The 14298-nt window shown below is 63.8% G+C and carries 13 protein-coding genes and 1 pseudogene; 6 read left to right on the forward strand and 8 right to left on the reverse strand.

Annotated elements, in window-relative coordinates; all coding sequences use genetic code 11:
* Positions 1 to 49: 49 nt before the first annotated feature.
* The gene (locus NYR97_RS16200; protein WP_316694618.1) at positions 50 to 973 is read left to right on the forward strand and encodes an AraC family transcriptional regulator; all 924 of its coding nucleotides are present in this window, start codon (positions 50 to 52) and stop codon (positions 971 to 973) included.
* Here NYR97_RS16200 and NYR97_RS16205 read toward each other — a convergent pair.
* The 3 genes from NYR97_RS16205 to NYR97_RS16215 form a co-directional block, all read right to left on the reverse strand.
* Complete coding sequence (locus NYR97_RS16205) at positions 939 to 1529, reverse strand: LysE family translocator (RefSeq protein ID WP_316694620.1); 591 nt, start codon at positions 1527 to 1529, stop codon at positions 939 to 941. The two genes, NYR97_RS16200 and NYR97_RS16205, sit on opposite strands and share 35 nt — an antisense overlap.
* A 232-nt stretch (positions 1530 to 1761) precedes the next feature.
* Positions 1762 to 2538, reverse strand: coding sequence for a queuosine precursor transporter (locus NYR97_RS16210; protein WP_210761989.1), 777 nt, complete (start codon positions 2536 to 2538; stop codon positions 1762 to 1764).
* A gap of 4 nt (positions 2539 to 2542) precedes the next feature.
* A complete protein-coding gene (locus tag NYR97_RS16215) occupies positions 2543 to 3217 on the reverse strand; it encodes a DUF502 domain-containing protein (protein ID WP_210761988.1) in 675 nt (224 codons plus the stop codon).
* A gap of 155 nt (positions 3218 to 3372) precedes the next feature.
* On the opposite strand from NYR97_RS16215, the gene NYR97_RS16220 reads away from it, so the two are divergent.
* Complete coding sequence (locus tag NYR97_RS16220; RefSeq protein WP_316694622.1) at positions 3373 to 4740, forward strand: RING finger protein; 1368 nt, start codon at positions 3373 to 3375, stop codon at positions 4738 to 4740.
* 819 nt (positions 4741 to 5559) lie between these two features.
* On the opposite strand, the gene NYR97_RS16225 is transcribed toward NYR97_RS16220, so the two are convergent.
* Positions 5560 to 7134, reverse strand: a complete 1575-nt coding sequence (locus NYR97_RS16225; RefSeq protein WP_316694624.1) for an alginate export family protein — start codon at positions 7132 to 7134, stop codon at positions 5560 to 5562.
* A gap of 342 nt (positions 7135 to 7476) precedes the next feature.
* Here NYR97_RS16225 and NYR97_RS16230 point away from each other — a divergent pair, with 342 nt between their 5' ends.
* From NYR97_RS16230 to NYR97_RS22475, 3 genes and pseudogenes are all read left to right on the forward strand, one after another.
* A complete protein-coding gene (locus NYR97_RS16230; protein ID WP_162498259.1) occupies positions 7477 to 7839 on the forward strand; it encodes a PadR family transcriptional regulator in 363 nt (120 codons plus the stop codon).
* Positions 7836 to 8747, forward strand: a complete 912-nt coding sequence (locus NYR97_RS16235; RefSeq protein WP_316694626.1) for a sensor domain-containing protein — start codon at positions 7836 to 7838, stop codon at positions 8745 to 8747. The genes NYR97_RS16230 and NYR97_RS16235 overlap by 4 nt, the downstream gene beginning before the upstream one ends.
* Before the next feature lie 254 nt (positions 8748 to 9001).
* Positions 9002 to 9201, forward strand: a pseudogene (locus tag NYR97_RS22475) (hypothetical protein); the annotation flags it as partial.
* A gap of 393 nt (positions 9202 to 9594) precedes the next feature.
* On the opposite strand, the gene NYR97_RS16240 reads toward NYR97_RS22475, so the two are convergent.
* Both NYR97_RS16240 and NYR97_RS16245 read right to left on the reverse strand, forming a co-directional pair.
* Complete coding sequence (locus NYR97_RS16240; protein WP_316694628.1) at positions 9595 to 10938, reverse strand: polyhydroxyalkanoate depolymerase; 1344 nt, start codon at positions 10936 to 10938, stop codon at positions 9595 to 9597.
* A gap of 240 nt (positions 10939 to 11178) precedes the next feature.
* Positions 11179 to 11781 carry a methyltransferase gene (locus NYR97_RS16245; RefSeq protein WP_316694630.1) on the reverse strand — a complete coding sequence of 201 codons (603 nt, stop codon included), beginning with the start codon at positions 11779 to 11781 and terminating at the stop codon, positions 11179 to 11181.
* A gap of 73 nt (positions 11782 to 11854) precedes the next feature.
* Between NYR97_RS16245 and NYR97_RS16250 the strand changes: the two genes are divergently transcribed.
* Positions 11855 to 12301 (forward strand): CopD family protein, encoded by a 447-nt coding sequence (locus tag NYR97_RS16250; RefSeq protein WP_316694632.1) that lies wholly within the window; start codon positions 11855 to 11857, stop codon positions 12299 to 12301.
* 69 nt (positions 12302 to 12370) lie between these two features.
* On the opposite strand, the gene NYR97_RS16255 is transcribed toward NYR97_RS16250, so the two are convergent.
* Both NYR97_RS16255 and NYR97_RS16260 read right to left on the reverse strand, forming a co-directional pair.
* Positions 12371 to 13126 carry a tetratricopeptide repeat protein gene (locus tag NYR97_RS16255; protein WP_316694634.1) on the reverse strand — a complete coding sequence of 252 codons (756 nt, stop codon included), beginning with the start codon at positions 13124 to 13126 and terminating at the stop codon, positions 12371 to 12373.
* Between the two features lie 73 nt (positions 13127 to 13199).
* Positions 13200 to 14159, reverse strand: coding sequence for an acetyl-CoA carboxylase carboxyltransferase subunit alpha (locus tag NYR97_RS16260; RefSeq protein WP_316694636.1), 960 nt, complete (start codon positions 14157 to 14159; stop codon positions 13200 to 13202).
* Positions 14160 to 14298: the final 139 nt, after the last annotated feature.

A 14298-nucleotide genomic window follows, 5' to 3' on the forward strand; every position in this document is an offset into this window, starting at 1 on the left:
CCCGCCTGAAATTCATGAAGCCCGCACTGCAGGTGGGCGGCGCACACGCATGTTGCAGTGCGATAGTCTTGCGCGCATGCAACAGGATGAATCGACACGCGGGACCCAGTTGCCCCTGCAAGGCGGGCAGGGCTTCTGGCGCGATGCGGCATTGCCCTTCGTCGAACTCCGCCAGGTGATCAACAGCCGCACGCTCTGTTATGCGGCGCATACGCACGAGCAATGGTCGGTGGGTGCGGTGGATCGCGGGCTTGCGCGTTACCGCAATGGACGCGTGCGGGCGCAGGTGGGCGCGCAGTCGCTGACCTTGATCAACCCCGGCGATGTGCATGCCTGCAATCCGGATCCGCAGCAGGACTGGTCGTTCCGCATGCTGTATCTGGACGTGGCGTGGCTGCGCGAACAACAACGCGCACTCGGTTTGGCCGCCAGTGCGGATGTGCACATGCTGGCAGCGCCGTTGTGCCAGACGCCGGCAGCCTACGCCGCTTTCGACCGCATGCACGCGCTGCTGATCGACGACAACGCCGATGCGCTTGCACGCGAGAGCGCGTTGATCGCGTTCGTGGCGCGGCTGCATCTGCATGTGGAGCCGATCAGCCGTGCGGTTGCGGTCGATACCGGGCCGATGCGGCAGGTGGCCGAGTATCTGCAGGCCCATCACGCGCGTGCGGTGTCGCTGCGCGAACTGTGCGCGCTGGCCGGGATGCCCGCGCCGCGCTTGATTCGCGGTTTTCGTCAGGCCCATGGTCTGACCCCGCACGCGTATCTGCTGGACTGCCGGTTTCAGCGTGCGCGTGAGGCCTTGCGTCGCGGTGGCGGCATTGCCGAGGTCGCCTATGCACACGGATATGCCGACCAGGCGCATCTGCAGCGCAGCTTCAAGCGCGCCTGGGCGGTGACACCCGGGCACTATCGCAGTGCCGGACCCCATGCCCTCAGCAGAAGTCCATCAGCAGATAGACGGCGCTGAGCACCAGCAGCGCGGCCAATACCCGATTCAACCGGCGTAGCTGTTTCGGTACCTGCACATGCCGCCGCAGCACTGCGCCGGCCAGCAACCAGCACGCCAGCGAGGGATAGCAGATCAGCGCATACACCGCCGCAAAGCCGGCCAGTTGCGTGCTGCCTGCCGTTGCATACAGCGCCACGCCGGAGGTCGCCGCCAGCCAGGCTTTGGGGTTGAGCCATTGCATCGCCGCGCCGTTCCAGAACGAGGCGCTCGAGCGCGGCCTGGCAGCGTCGATGACGCCATCGTCGCGCAGCAGGCGCCACGCCATGTAGAGCAGAAACGCTACCCCGGCCAGATGCAATGCGCGTCCGAGCAGCGGCCAGCGCACCAATACCTGCTGCAGCCCCATGCCGACCAACAACAGCAGCGCCACGAAGCCCACGGTGGCCCCGATTACATGGGTATGCCCGGCACGCACGCCGGCGCTGGCGCCGGTGCTCAGCGCGACCAGGTTGACCGGGCCAGGCGAAATCGAGCACACCAGCGCGAAGCTCGCCATTGCCACAAGATGATCCATTGCGCGACGTCCATAGCGGGGCGCAACAGCATGGCCAGCGAGGGCGATGACGGATTGAACAAAATTTCGACGGGCGACTTTGGTCCGCTCGGAGTGGCTGACAAAACGGAGCTGGCAGTCGTGATGTGCACGGGAGCGTGTTCTAGTAAACACGGCGGTCGAGTGCGACACGCCGTTGCGGGCGCCAACTGCGCGTACCTGGCGGTGAGCGCGTTCGTCTTGCCGGCCACGCTCAGTCGGCAGCGGCTTCCTCACGCAACTGCTCGGCGCGCGCAGCGCCCAGATACGCACTGATGGCGCGCCGGGCCAGATACAGCAGCGGGATCAACGCGATCGCAAAACCCATCTTGTAGACGTAGTTGAGCGTGCTCACCGCCAGAAACTGGTCGGTGGACCAATGCTGCGGGCCAAGCACGAAGGCGATGTAGATCACCACAAAGCTGTCCACCAACTGCGACACCGCCGTGGAGCCGGTGGCGCGCAGCCACACGTGCTTTTCGCCGGTGGCGCGGCGGATGCGGTGGAACACCGAGACATCGATCAACTGGCCGAACAGGAACGCCACCAGCGAGCCGCCGATCGTCCACAACCCTTGCCCGAACACCGCCGCAAACGCCGCCTGATAATCGGGCACGCCCTGGCTTTGCGCCGCAGTGACCCACCAACCGGCCGGCGCCAGCGCAATCGCGGCGAACGCAAACACGAAGCCGTAGCCGATCAGCGCCACCGCCACCCACGAGATGAAACGCACCCCGCGGCTGCCGAAGAACTCGTTGATGGTGTCGGTCATGATGAACACCACCGGCCACAGCAAGGTGCCGGCGGTGAAGCTGAGCGAGCCGGTCTGGCCGAACAGATTCCAGTTCAGCGGCGCGATGCCGAGCGTATCTTCCAGCGCAAAGATCTTGACGCCGATGAACTCGGCCAGCGCGGCATTGACGCAGAAGAACGCGGCCAGCGCAATGAACAGGCGGACCGCACGATCGTCGAGGGTACGCACCTGTGTCATGGCCTTAGCGATCCGCGGTACGGGTGAAGGGCACCGACTCCGGCGCCACCGCGCCGCCGGAAATGATGAAGCTCATCGCCTGATCCACGGTCCAGTCGGTCGGCGTGAGCAACTCCACCGGCACGATCTCCAGATAGCCGGAGGTCGGGTTGGGCGTGGTCGGCACATATACCGCCGCCAGCTCGCGGCCGGTGCCTTGTTCCTTGATCACGCGCGTGACCAGGCCCACCGACTTCATGTCGCGATGCGGGAAGTCGATCAGCACCACGCGTTGGGTGCTGCCGGGCTGGGTCTGCAGGATGTCGAGCAACTTGCGCGCGCTGTCGTAGACCACGCTGGCCAACGGGATGCGCCGCATGATCGCCTCGAACCAGCGCAACAGGCGCTGGCCGATCACGCGCCGGCTCAGGATGCCGACGAACAGGATCGCGCCCACGGTGGCGATCAGCGCGATGGTGTTCTGCACCCACAGCGCCTTGATCCAGCCCAGATAGTCGGGGAACGAGGCGGCGATGCGTTCGGACAACGGCACCACCCACGGGCTGCTGATGCCAGAGAGCAGCGAGAACACGAACTTCACCACCACCCAGGTCAACCAGACCGGCAGCAGGGTGAGCAAACCGGTCAGAAAGACCCGTTGCAGGGAAGGGCGGGGATGCGGAGTGGGGGATTCGGACATCCGCGCATTGTAGGCACTCGGCCCGGTCCGGTGCAGACCTGAGGCGGTGCCTGTTCGCCCGGGAGACGGCAAGTGCGCATATGCGTTATGGCACGCGTGAGCCGGTGTCGGCCGCTCTAAGATGGCGCAGTTCATCCACGGAAGGTTGCAAACGCATGCTCGCCAGATTCCTCAAGTCGGCCCTGCTGGGGCTCTGCATTCTGGTTGCCCTACTGGTTGCCCTGTACGCGATCTCCGCGCGCTGGCCGATTCCTGAGGCACAACGCCAGGCGTTGGCGCAACTGCGTCAACCGCCGCTGCCGCTGCGTGGGCGCAACATGTTTGTCGCGCTATGGTCGTTGCCGTACGCGGTGCCGGATGCACAGCGCGAGGCGCTGCTTGCGCAGGATGTGCAGCGGTTCGAACGCCTGCCTGCCGGCATGCCATTGCAAAGCGCCGCCACACGCTATCCACGCCGGCCGGATTGGCCTGCGTCGGCCCCGGAACTGTGTACGCGCTATGACGGGTGCCTGGATCGAATCCGTCAACGGCCGCAAGCCTATGCCGACGCGCTAGCCGCACAGAGGCCGCAGTTGATCAAGTTGCGCGATCTTGCCGGCTATGCAGATTACCGCAGCCCGTTCCCGCCCAGCGCCACCGCCCCGCTACCGACACTGCCGCAGTTCAAGCTGTCGATGACCGGCAACGCGCTGGACTTCGTCCAAGGACGCACCGAGCAGGCGCTGGCGGGCGTCTGCGCCGATGCACGGGTTGCGCGGGTACTGCTGCGCAGCGGCGACAACCTCATCATGCCGATGGTTGGCGCGGCGATGCTGCGTACCAATGCGCATCTGTTTGCTGAAATGCTGGCCGAGCTGCCTGCAAAGCATCCATTACACGCGCAATGCCTCGCTGCATTCGCGCCGCTTGCGGTCGATGAGGTCTCGTTGTGCAACGCATTGCACGGTGAATCGCAGATGGTGCTGTCGATGCTCGAGACAGAGGTTCGCAAGGACCCGGCAACCGACCTGTCCTGGGACGAGCGGTTTTCGCTGCGTCTGCTCGACCACGAGCGTACCCGTGCGCTGATGGCGCCGACCTATACCTGGGCGTGTAGCGCGCCGGTGCAGACCTTGCTGGCGCAGGATCGAGCGGTGCCGCAGGCAATGATTCCAGTACCGGACACTATGTCGATGGGGTGTATTGCCAATGCGGTTGGGTGTCTGTTGGCGGGTGTGGCACGCCCTGACTATGCGCATTATCAGCACAAGCTCCAGGACACTGCGGCTGCATTGCGCGCGCTGTCGGCAGTGCTGTGGTTACGCGATCATTCCAGCGATGCGCAGATACTTGAGCAGCGCCTTGCCGGCTTGCCGCCAGCGCTGCGCGGACAAGCGCGACCACTCCAGCCCGGTGCCGATGGCCGGAGCGTGCAGCTGCGTCAATACGCCAGGCCCGAGGAGAATGTGGTGGAAGATCAGTGGCCGCTGGCCGGCAGCAAGCGGCCGCCTGAGCCGGCGGCAATATCGATCAAACGGAGTTAGTGGCGTTTAGATGCAGTCAAAAACCGAGTCGGTCGAGCGCGCGGTGCCCTCACCGCTCGCGGGACACGCCGCAAGTACGTCCATGTAGGCTCGGTGGCGGCATCCATGCCGCCACACGGTCCCGCAAGCGGTGAGGACACCGCACCAGAAAGTTTGCCGGCTGTTTTATTGAAAACCATACACACCGACCATCTTGACTGGTCCTTGCCCGCCCACCGTCGCGGGACCTTACGCGGCATGGATGCCGCGTAAGAGCCTACACGGACGTACTTGCGGCGTGTCCCGCGACGGTAGGCGGGCAAGGGCCCTGCCGCCAAGCCGAAGATCGTCGGCTCTACAAGCGATCTCTCCGCACTGTCCAACTACTCAAAGCCAATCAATCTTTCGATTCGGTGCGTCGTCGTAGGTGCAGTCAAATGCTTAGGTCAAAAGCCTGGTTAGTCGAGCGCGCGGTGCCCTCACCGCTCGCGGGACACGCCGTGAATCCATCCCTGGAGGCTCGGTGGCGGCATCCATGCCGCCACACGGTCCCGCAATCGGTGAGGACACCGCACCAGAAAGTGAGTCGGCTGTTTTGTTGAAAACCTGCACACCGACCATCTCCACTGGTCCTTGCCCGCCCACCGTCGCGGGACCTTACGCGGCATGGATGCCGCGTAAGAGCCTACACGGATGTACTTGCGGCGTGTCCCGCGATGGTGGGCGGGCAAGGGCCCTGCAGCCAAGCTGCAGCCAAGCCGCTATGCAACCAACACATTCATCGCGTCCGATCCTAGTGCGCAGATCAGTGCAGAACAACGATCGGAGCGTACCGCTTGCTCAGAACCGGAAATTCAACCACCCCATCACGAAGGTCGAATCGCCGTAACCGGCCTTGGTCAGCGCAGGGCCGGCGATCAGGTGTTCGGCGCGGAAGGTCACCGACCAGTTCGGGTCGATGTTCCAGGTCGCGTTGATGCGCGGCATGGTGCCGATGCGGCGCTCGCCGGTGCTCTGCGTACGTGCATAGGCGCGCGCCTGGTTGTTGTAGATCGCATCGCTGGTGGTCTGGCGCCACAAGGTTTCCCACTCCAGGTTCACGGTGAGCTTGGGCGTGGGCGAGAAGATCAGCGTCGGTGCGGCAGTGACCAGGTTGACCGGGCCGAAGAACGTCGCCCAGCTGAAGTAGATCGTGTTGCCGTAGAGAAAATTGTTGTTGCGCAAGGTGCCGGTGCCGGAGGTGCCGCCACCACCGGAGGCGATTTCGCTATGAAACCCCACGCGCGGCTTCCAGCCGCTATCGCTCAACGTCCAGGCATTGGAGGTGCTCGCCATGTACGCGCGCAGGTCGCGTCCGCCGAAGCTGCCGCGCTGCACGGTCACGAACGAATCGGTGCGCAGCTTGCCCACATTGCCCCACAGACGCAGACCGTAGTAATTGCGGTTTTCTTCGGCGGTCTGCCGGCCCCACAGCTGATTGTCGTTGCGGAACTGGTAGAAGAACGGCTCCAGATACATCGGCTTGGCGGTCGGCAGGCGATACCCGCCAACCACGCCGCGGAAATGCCGCGAGCGGTCGATGCGATCGTCGCCCAACCCTTCGGTGCCATCCAGATTGAAGTTGAAATCGAACACGTCCACACGGGTCTTTTCGCCGATCGCCCAGGCGCGCACACCGTTGAAGGTCACAAAGATATCGGTGTTGTCGCGCAGCGCCATCAATGTGGTCGGGCCGTCGACGAACACCTGACGGCCCACACGCAGACCGGTGTCGGCGCCGCCGATGTCGCCCTTCACGTCAAAGAACACCTGCTGCAGGATCGCATTGTTTTCCTGGGTACCGGTCTTGGCGCCTTCGTTGCGCCCATCCAGACTGCCGTGCGCCAGTTCCGTATACAGACGGAAGTGCTCGCCGAGATGGAAGTCGGCGCCGAAGAATGCACGTAACAGATACTGTTGCTGCGAATGGCTGCCCGGAATCAGGCCGGGATTGGTGATGGTGTTGCTGCGTACGCGCAGCTCGTTGCTGAGCGACACGTAGACATCGCCGGATTCGCTGAGCGGGATGTACTTGAGCGGATCGAACGGGCTCTTGCGCTTGGACGGATCTTTCAGATACGACCAGTCTTCGACCCAGCGCACCTGCCACATGTTGCCGCCCTGTTTGGCACCCCAACCCTGCGCTTCGAGCGGGTAACCCTTGGATGCAGCGGGCGCAGCAGGGACAGCAGGTGCTGCGGCAGGCGCTTGCGATTTGGTGCTGTCCGGCTGGGTCTGCTCGGCATTGACCGGCGCTGTCTGCGCCTGTGCAACGCTCACGCCAGGCAGCGACAACCCGATCGCAAGGCAGAGGCGCCGGGTGGTACCAAAGGAAGTGTCAGCCATGGCCGGTCGTGCCAAACGCGCAAGTCGCATCGTGTCGCCCTATCTAAAAGTGAGTCGCCTGAGCACGGTGTATCGGCTCAGTGACCAAGGACTGTAGTGGAGCCATGCCGTAAAGGCAGTAACCCAATGGTTCTAAGTACATGAGCCGGAATTTGTCATTGGGGATTGGGGATTCGCAGCAGCGGGTGTGGGGATTGGTGTGCCACTTCTTCTTCAGTTCGCTTGAGTCGATACACCGAAATTCTCGGCCGGCATGCTTTTGCGAATCCCGAATCCCGAATCCCGAATGACATAACCCGGCTCCATGACTAACAGCACATTCGCTATACCTAACTTATTACTAGTATCGTCTTCGACCTAGCGGAGATGGCGATGAGCGAGCCGGATGCCTACCTACGAAAATTTCAGAAAGAGCTGAGCGCCGGCACCGTGTCGCTGGCATTGCTGGCAGTGCTGGCGCAGGCCGACGAGCCGCTGTATGGCTACCTGATCGCCAAGCGCCTGGAGCGATTGGACGGCGTGCTGAGCGGCAAGCAGAGTGCGCTGTATCCGGTGCTGCGCAATCTGGAAGCGGCAGGGCTGCTGCAGAGCCATGTCGAGCCCTCTGCGTCCGGTCCGCCGCGGCGCTACTACCGCATCACCCAAACCGGGCGCGATTGCCTGCGCGACTGGACCGCCGCCTGGCGCGCCACCCGCGATTCCGTTGATTCAGTGCTGGAGGGGACTCACCCATGACGACCATTGCGCAGACACGTCCGTTGCCGACCACCATTCCCGATTACCTGACCCAGTTGCGCCAGGCCCTGGCCGGCGCGGACCCGGCGATGATCCAGGACGCGCTCTACGACGCCGAGGAATACCTGCGCGCCGAACTGGCCGAGCACGCTGACAAGAGCGAGGCGGAAGTGATCGCGGCGGTGGCCGGTAGCTACGGCGCGCCGGATGAAGTGGCCGAGATCTATCGCGAGACCGAAGTGACGGTGACGCGCGCACTGCGTCCGCCGCTGCCGCCCAAACGCAGTTCCTGGGTGGGCAGGTTCTTCGGCGTCGCGGCCGACCCGCGCACGTACGGCGCATTGTTCTACATGCTGCTGTCCCTGGTCACCGGCGTGTTCTATTTCACCTGGGTGGTGACCGGCGCGAGTCTGTCGGCGGGCCTGTTGATCCTGATCGTCGGTGTGCCGCTGCTGGTGCTGTTTTTCGGGTCGGTGCGTGTGCTGTCGCTGGTGGAAGGCCGCGTGGTGGAGACGCTGCTCGGCGTGCGCATGCCGCGTCGCCCTGCGCATCCCGGGCTGCAGGGCAGTTGGCTGCAACGCATCGGTGCGATGTTCACCGATGCGCGCACCTGGAGCACGATGCTGTACTTCCTGCTGATGCTGCCGCTGGGCATCATTTACTTCAGCGTGTTCACCACATTGTTGTCGCTGTCGCTGGGGTTGGCCGCTTCACCGTTGGCGCTGTTGTTCGACAACACGGCGGTGCTGACCTGGGATGGCGTGGATGTCACCAGCCCCTTGCTGGCGCTGCCGTTGTTCGTCGTGGGCGTGCTGCTGCTGTTCGTCACGCTGCATCTGGCACGCGCCTTCGGCAAGCTGCATGGGATGTTCGCCAAGCATTTGCTGGTCAAAAGTGGCGAAAGTTGAGTGCATTGCGTGATTGGGAGTTGTGCGACACGTGGCTGCGATCGCTGAAGTACCGTGTGGTCTGCAGTGCAGAACCTGAAAAGACGCTACGACTTTGAATCTCGGTTGTCGTGGAAGTGATTTGGACAGTGCAGATAGATCAGTTGCAGAGCGGTGACCTGTGGGTTTGCTGGAGGGCCCTTGCCCGCCCACCATCGCGGGACACGCCGCAAGTACGTCCATGTAGGCTCTTACGCGGCATCCATGCCGCGTAAGGTCCCGCGACGGTGGGCGGGCAAGGGCCAGTCGAGATGGTCGGTGTGCATGGCTTTCAACAAAGCGACCAGCAATCTTTCTGGTGCGGTGCCCTCGCCGATTGCGGGACCGTGTGGCGGCATGGATGCCGCCACCGAGCCTACACGGACGTACTTGCGGCGTGTCCCGCGAGCGGCGAGGGCACCGCGCACTCGACTAACTAGCTTGTGACTACATCAGGTCCCGCGACGGTGAGCGGGCAAGGGCCAATCAAGATGGTCGGTATGCATGGTTGCAAGCAAGGCATGACATGCGCTGTCTGGATAACTGCGCGTCCGATCAGCTTCGCAACGCAAAGAGATCAACAGGCAGGCTTTCAACAAAGTAACCGGCTCACTTTCTGGTGCGGTGTCCTCGCCGCTTGCGGGACCGTGTGGCGGCATGGATGCCGCCACCGAGCCTACATGGACGTACTTGCGGCGTGTCCCGCGGGCGGCTAGGGCACCGCGCGCGACCACGCGACCACGCAGTACTCTGTCTCCGCTTGAACCATGAATCTGCCCATAAAAAAGCGCCTCGATCGAGATCGATCAAGGCGCTTTTTTTCACCTGATCAAGCGCGTTTGCCGCGCTTGCGGATCGGGGTGACGGTGGCCGGATGGCGGCTGCCGACCGGGTCTGCGTCGTAGCGGCCGATGAATTCGCGCACCTGCGGATACACCACTTCGCGCCAGCGACGGCCGCTGAAGATGCCGTAATGGCCGGCGCCTTCGACCACCAGATGGCGGCGATGCGCCGCATCGATGCCGGTGCACAGATCGTGCACCGCTTCGGTCTGACCGAGGCCGGCGATATCGTCCAGTTCGCCCTCGATGCTGAGCAGCGCAGTGTTGCGGATCGCCGATGGCTTCACCAGCTGACCGTCCACTTTCCACTTGCCCTGCGGCAGCAAGAAGTCCTGGAACACCACGCGAATCGTGTCCAGGTAATATTCGGCCGGCATGTCGAGCACGGCGTTGTATTCGTCGTAGAACTGCCGGTGCGCCTGCGCATCCTGCAGGTCGCCCTTGACCAGATCGGTGTAGAAATCCCAATGCGACATCACGTGCCGGTTGGGATTCATCGACAGGAAGCCGGCATGCTGCAGGAATCCCGGATACACCTGCCGGCCGTGCCCCGGATACGGGAACGGCACGGTGTGGATCAGGTTGTTCTGGAACCACTCGATGCCGTTCTCGGTAGCCAGGTTGTTGACCTGGGTCGGGCTGCGGCGTGCGTCGATCGGCCCGCCCATCATCACCAGCGAGCGCGGCGTGGGCTCGTCGTTGGTGGCCATCAGCGATACCGCCGCGAGCACTGGCACGGTGGGCTGGCACACGCTCACCACATGCAGGCGGTCGGCGCCGATGTGGCGGATGAATTCCTGGATGTAGCTGATGTAGTCCTCGAGCCGGAACGCGCCGGCTTCCAGCGGCACCATGCGCGCGTCCACCCAGTCGGTCACGTAGACCTTGTGGTTGCGCAGCAGGGTGCGCACGGTATCGCGCAGCAGGGTGGCGTGGTGGCCGGACAACGGCGCCACCACCAGCACGGCAGGCTGCTGCTTCATCGTGCCGATCAGCTCGACATGGTCGCTGAAACGCTTGAAGCGCAGCAGGCGGCAGAACGGCTTGCTCAGGACTTCGCGTTCGATGATGGGCAGCGAGTGGCCATCGACCTCGACATCGTCGAGCGCCCAGGCGGGCTTTTCGTATTCCTTGCCGAGGCGGTGGAACAGCTCATTGCTGGCCGCCATGCGTTCGGCACCCGGGAGCGAGGCCCACAGACTGTCGGGGTCGGAGAACATCTTGGCGTTCGCCTGGGCCTGATGCACCCAGGGGGCTAGCAGATTGCGGGTTAGCTCGTGCAGTTGATAAAGCATTCCACCCATCCGTGCGGCTTTGCTGCCACGCAGCATACCCGCTTTGGCGCATTTGCACCTTAATGGGGCTGCGGACGGTAGAGGTTGTCATGTGAGATATGGCAAGCGTAAGCAGCTTCATCTGCCGCCATACGTGATATTCAGAACGGCTTAGCGCTAAGGAAGATCGCGTTAGTAGTAGGACTATCGAAGCCCCTCTCCTGCGGGAGAGGGGTTGGGGTGAGGGTACGGGGCAAAGCCACACGCGGTAAGTCATTCAAGCAGCCAACGGACTGCTCAACCGCGCTCCAACGCCGACGCCTCCCCACCCAACTGCGGCGACAACCAGCAATGCGACCCCAGCGCCGCAAAGCCCGCGCTGGCGAAGCGGCGCCGATACCAGCGCGCCGGCCGCGGCTGAAAACCATCGTGATCGCCTTCGAAGGCATCCTCCTGCGCAAACGTCTCCAGAAACGCCACGCCTGCGCACATCTCGGCCAGTCCGGGCAGGCCCTGGTTGAGCTCACGCGTGGGCACATAGTGCAGCACGTCCGAGCAGATCAGCAGATCCACCGGTGCGCACGGGCGCAGCCAGGCGAAGTCGCCGAAGCGGGCAGGGTGGATCTGCCGGCTACGCCCGTAGCGCTGCACCGCATAGGCGCTGCTGTCGAAACCCAGATAACTGAGCTTTGGCCGCAACGCCAGCAACGGTGCGCGCCACGCGGCCTCGCCACAGCCGATGTCCAGCACGCTGCGGATCGGGCGCTCCAGGTAGTACTCGGCCTGGCTCACCGCGAGTGCGACCTTGCGTCGCAGGCGCGCCGGGTCGGCTAGGCCCGCATCGCGATACCAGCGGCTGAAATAGTGGGCGTCGTACTGTTTGTCGTCGGCTTGATGCATGGACGGATGTGCTTTCGCGCGAGCGGATAGGTGAAAATGCGGGCCATCCTACGCCAGCCAGCGAAGCCAGCACATGACCCTGTATCTGTGGATCAAGACCTTTCACCTGTTGTTTGTCATCGCCTGGATGGCCGCGGTGTTCTACCTGCCACGCATTCTGGTCAATATCGCCGAAGCCGGCGCAGAACCGGAAGTGCGCACGCGGCTTGTGCTGATGGGGCGTCGTCTCTACAAGTTCGGCCACAGCATGCTGGGTCTGGCGCTCGTGCTGGGCGTGGTGCTGTGGCAGGGCTATCGGGTGATTCCGGATTTCCCCACCATGGTGGCCGGCGGCTGGATGCACGCCAAACTCTTCGCGGTGGCGTTGATCCTGGCGCACTACATCGTGTCAGGGCGCTGGTTGAAGGGCGTGGACCAGGGCCGTGCGGTGCCCAGCGGCCGCGCGCTGCGGTTGTTCAACGAAGTGCCGGTGTTCTTGTTGGTCGGTGTGATCTGGCTGGTGCTGGCCAAGCCGTTTTGAGCGCTGTCGACGAACAGACGGCGTGTGCCGAGGCGCTGGCCGACGCAGGGTGATTGGATCAGGTAGCAATTACGCGTCGACGCCCAACTCGCTCAGACCTTTGCGTGCGATGTCGATCCAGGCGCGTTGTTCGCGCTGGTAATGCTTGGGCGAGGCGGCCGCGTGGCGTAGCACCTGCTCGAAGATGGCCTTGGCCTCCTGCTGGCGCGCAGCGCGCAGCAGCAATTGCGCATAGCGCACGCGTGCTTCTTCGCCCGGATAGCCTTGCGCAAGCGTCTCGTACTCGTGCAGCGCCTCGTCGATGCTGCCGCTGTCTTCGACGGCGCGTGCATACAGCAGATGCCCGTCGTGGGAGCGGTAGTTGGGATTGGCGGCGATCAATGCGTCCAGGGTCTTGCGTGTCTCTGCTGCCTGGCCCAAGCCGTATTGGGCCTTGGCCAGGCCCAGCATCAGGTCCGGGTCGTCCTGGTAGATGCCGCGTAGCGCGCCCTGGTAGAGCTCTGCCGCACGCGTGTAGTCGCCTTGTTCCAGCAGTGTCTGCGCGAGCCGACGGCGGTTTTCCGGAGTGTCGGCAACATCCAGTTGCCGCGAGGCGTCGCGTTGTTCGCGTTGCGGATCGATGCGCTGACGCACCTTGCGCAAACCGCGGCGCGCGGTCGGGTCGTTGCGCAGATCCGGAATCACCGCCACCACGATGTAAACCAGCGTGGCCAGAAAAGGCAGCACCAGCAGGATGAAGATCCAGTACAGCGGGCGGCCGCTGCGGACCACGTGCACGCAGCAGGCGGCCTGTAACACCAGCGATAAAAGCAGCAGTGGGCTCATGGTTCGGACATCCTTTTCATGCGTGCCTGGCGGTGCGATGGCGCGCTCTGCGCCATCGTGAATCAGTCGCCGATCAATTGCCTTCGTAAGCGCCGTAGCTGCGCAGGCGCTCGTAACGTTGCTGCAGCAGGGCGTCGACCGGGATCTTTTCCAACGCGTCCAGCTCGTTGAGCAGCACCGCTTTCAAGCGCTTGCCCATCTGCTCGGGATTGCGATGCGCGCCACCGGTAGGTTCGCGGATCACCTTGTCGACCAGGCCCAGGCCCTTCAGGCGCTTGGCGGTGAGGCCGAGCTGCTCGGCAGCGTCCTTGGCCTTGGCGGCGTCCTTCCACAGGATCGAGGCACAGCCTTCGGGCGAAATCACCGAATAGGTGCCGTATTCCAGCATCAAGGTGCGGTCGCCCACACCGATCGCCAGCGCGCCACCGGAGCCGCCCTCGCCGATCACGGTGCAGATCACCGGAACTTTCAACTCCGCCATTTCCAGCAGGTTGCGCGCGATCGCCTCGGACTGCCCGCGTTCTTCGGCACCGATGCCAGGATAGGCGCCCGGAGTGTCGATGAAGGTCAGCAGCGGCAGGCGAAAGCGCTCGGCCAGCTTCATCAGGCGCAGCGCCTTGCGGTAGCCCTCGGGGCGCGGCATGCCGAAGTTGCGCGCCACCTTGGTCTTGGTGTCACGGCCTTTCTGGTGACCGATGATCACCACCGGGCGGCCATCGATGCGGCCAAGGCCACCGACGATCGCCTTGTCGTCGGCATAGGCGCGGTCGCCGGCCAGTTCCTGGAATTCGTCGCAGACGGTGTTGATGTAGTCCAGCGTGTACGGACGCTGCGGGTGGCGCGCCAGCTGCGAGACCTGCCAGGCGGAGAGGTCGCGGAAGATCTGCGCGGTCCGCACGCGCAGCTTGTCGCGCAGCGCACGCACCTCGGTGTCCACGTTGACTGCAGGGCCGGTGCTGGCCTTGCGCAGTTCCTGGATCTTGGCTTCCAGATCGGCGATGGGTTGCTCGAAGTCGAGGTAGTTAGGATTCATGCAGTGGTGTCGTCAACGTAAGGCGGGGAGTGTAGCCGAATGCGTCTGCCGGACCCGTACGGTGGGGTTGGGAGAGGAATCGGGAATGGAGAATCGGGAATCAGAGCAAGGTATCCGACCGCCTCGCTCTTGCGATTCC

The organism is Xanthomonas hydrangeae (assembly GCF_032697525.1).
GTDB classification, from domain to species: domain Bacteria; phylum Pseudomonadota; class Gammaproteobacteria; order Xanthomonadales; family Xanthomonadaceae; genus Xanthomonas; species Xanthomonas hydrangeae.

What these genes read in the sequence shown, in the direction of transcription:
- NYR97_RS16240 (WP_316694628.1), bottom strand. Translation starts at nt 10,938, where the DNA reads ATGCTGCGTGGCAGCAAAGCCGCACGGATGGGTGGAATGCTTTATCAA.
- NYR97_RS16200 (WP_316694618.1), top strand. Translation starts at nt 50, where the DNA reads ATGTTGCAGTGCGATAGTCTTGCGCGCATGCAACAGGATGAATCGACA.
- NYR97_RS16205 (WP_316694620.1), bottom strand. Translation starts at nt 1,529, where the DNA reads ATGGATCATCTTGTGGCAATGGCGAGCTTCGCGCTGGTGTGCTCGATT.
- NYR97_RS16210 (WP_210761989.1), bottom strand. Translation starts at nt 2,538, where the DNA reads ATGACACAGGTGCGTACCCTCGACGATCGTGCGGTCCGCCTGTTCATT.
- NYR97_RS16255 (WP_316694634.1), bottom strand. Translation starts at nt 13,126, where the DNA reads ATGAGCCCACTGCTGCTTTTATCGCTGGTGTTACAGGCCGCCTGCTGC.
- NYR97_RS16225 (WP_316694624.1), bottom strand. Translation starts at nt 7,134, where the DNA reads ATGCGACTTGCGCGTTTGGCACGACCGGCCATGGCTGACACTTCCTTT.
- NYR97_RS16230 (WP_162498259.1), top strand. Translation starts at nt 7,477, where the DNA reads ATGAGCGAGCCGGATGCCTACCTACGAAAATTTCAGAAAGAGCTGAGC.
- NYR97_RS16260 (WP_316694636.1), bottom strand. Translation starts at nt 14,159, where the DNA reads ATGAATCCTAACTACCTCGACTTCGAGCAACCCATCGCCGATCTGGAA.
- NYR97_RS16235 (WP_316694626.1), top strand. Translation starts at nt 7,836, where the DNA reads ATGACGACCATTGCGCAGACACGTCCGTTGCCGACCACCATTCCCGAT.
- NYR97_RS16220 (WP_316694622.1), top strand. Translation starts at nt 3,373, where the DNA reads ATGCTCGCCAGATTCCTCAAGTCGGCCCTGCTGGGGCTCTGCATTCTG.
- NYR97_RS16215 (WP_210761988.1), bottom strand. Translation starts at nt 3,217, where the DNA reads ATGTCCGAATCCCCCACTCCGCATCCCCGCCCTTCCCTGCAACGGGTC.
- NYR97_RS16250 (WP_316694632.1), top strand. Translation starts at nt 11,855, where the DNA reads ATGACCCTGTATCTGTGGATCAAGACCTTTCACCTGTTGTTTGTCATC.
- NYR97_RS16245 (WP_316694630.1), bottom strand. Translation starts at nt 11,781, where the DNA reads ATGCATCAAGCCGACGACAAACAGTACGACGCCCACTATTTCAGCCGC.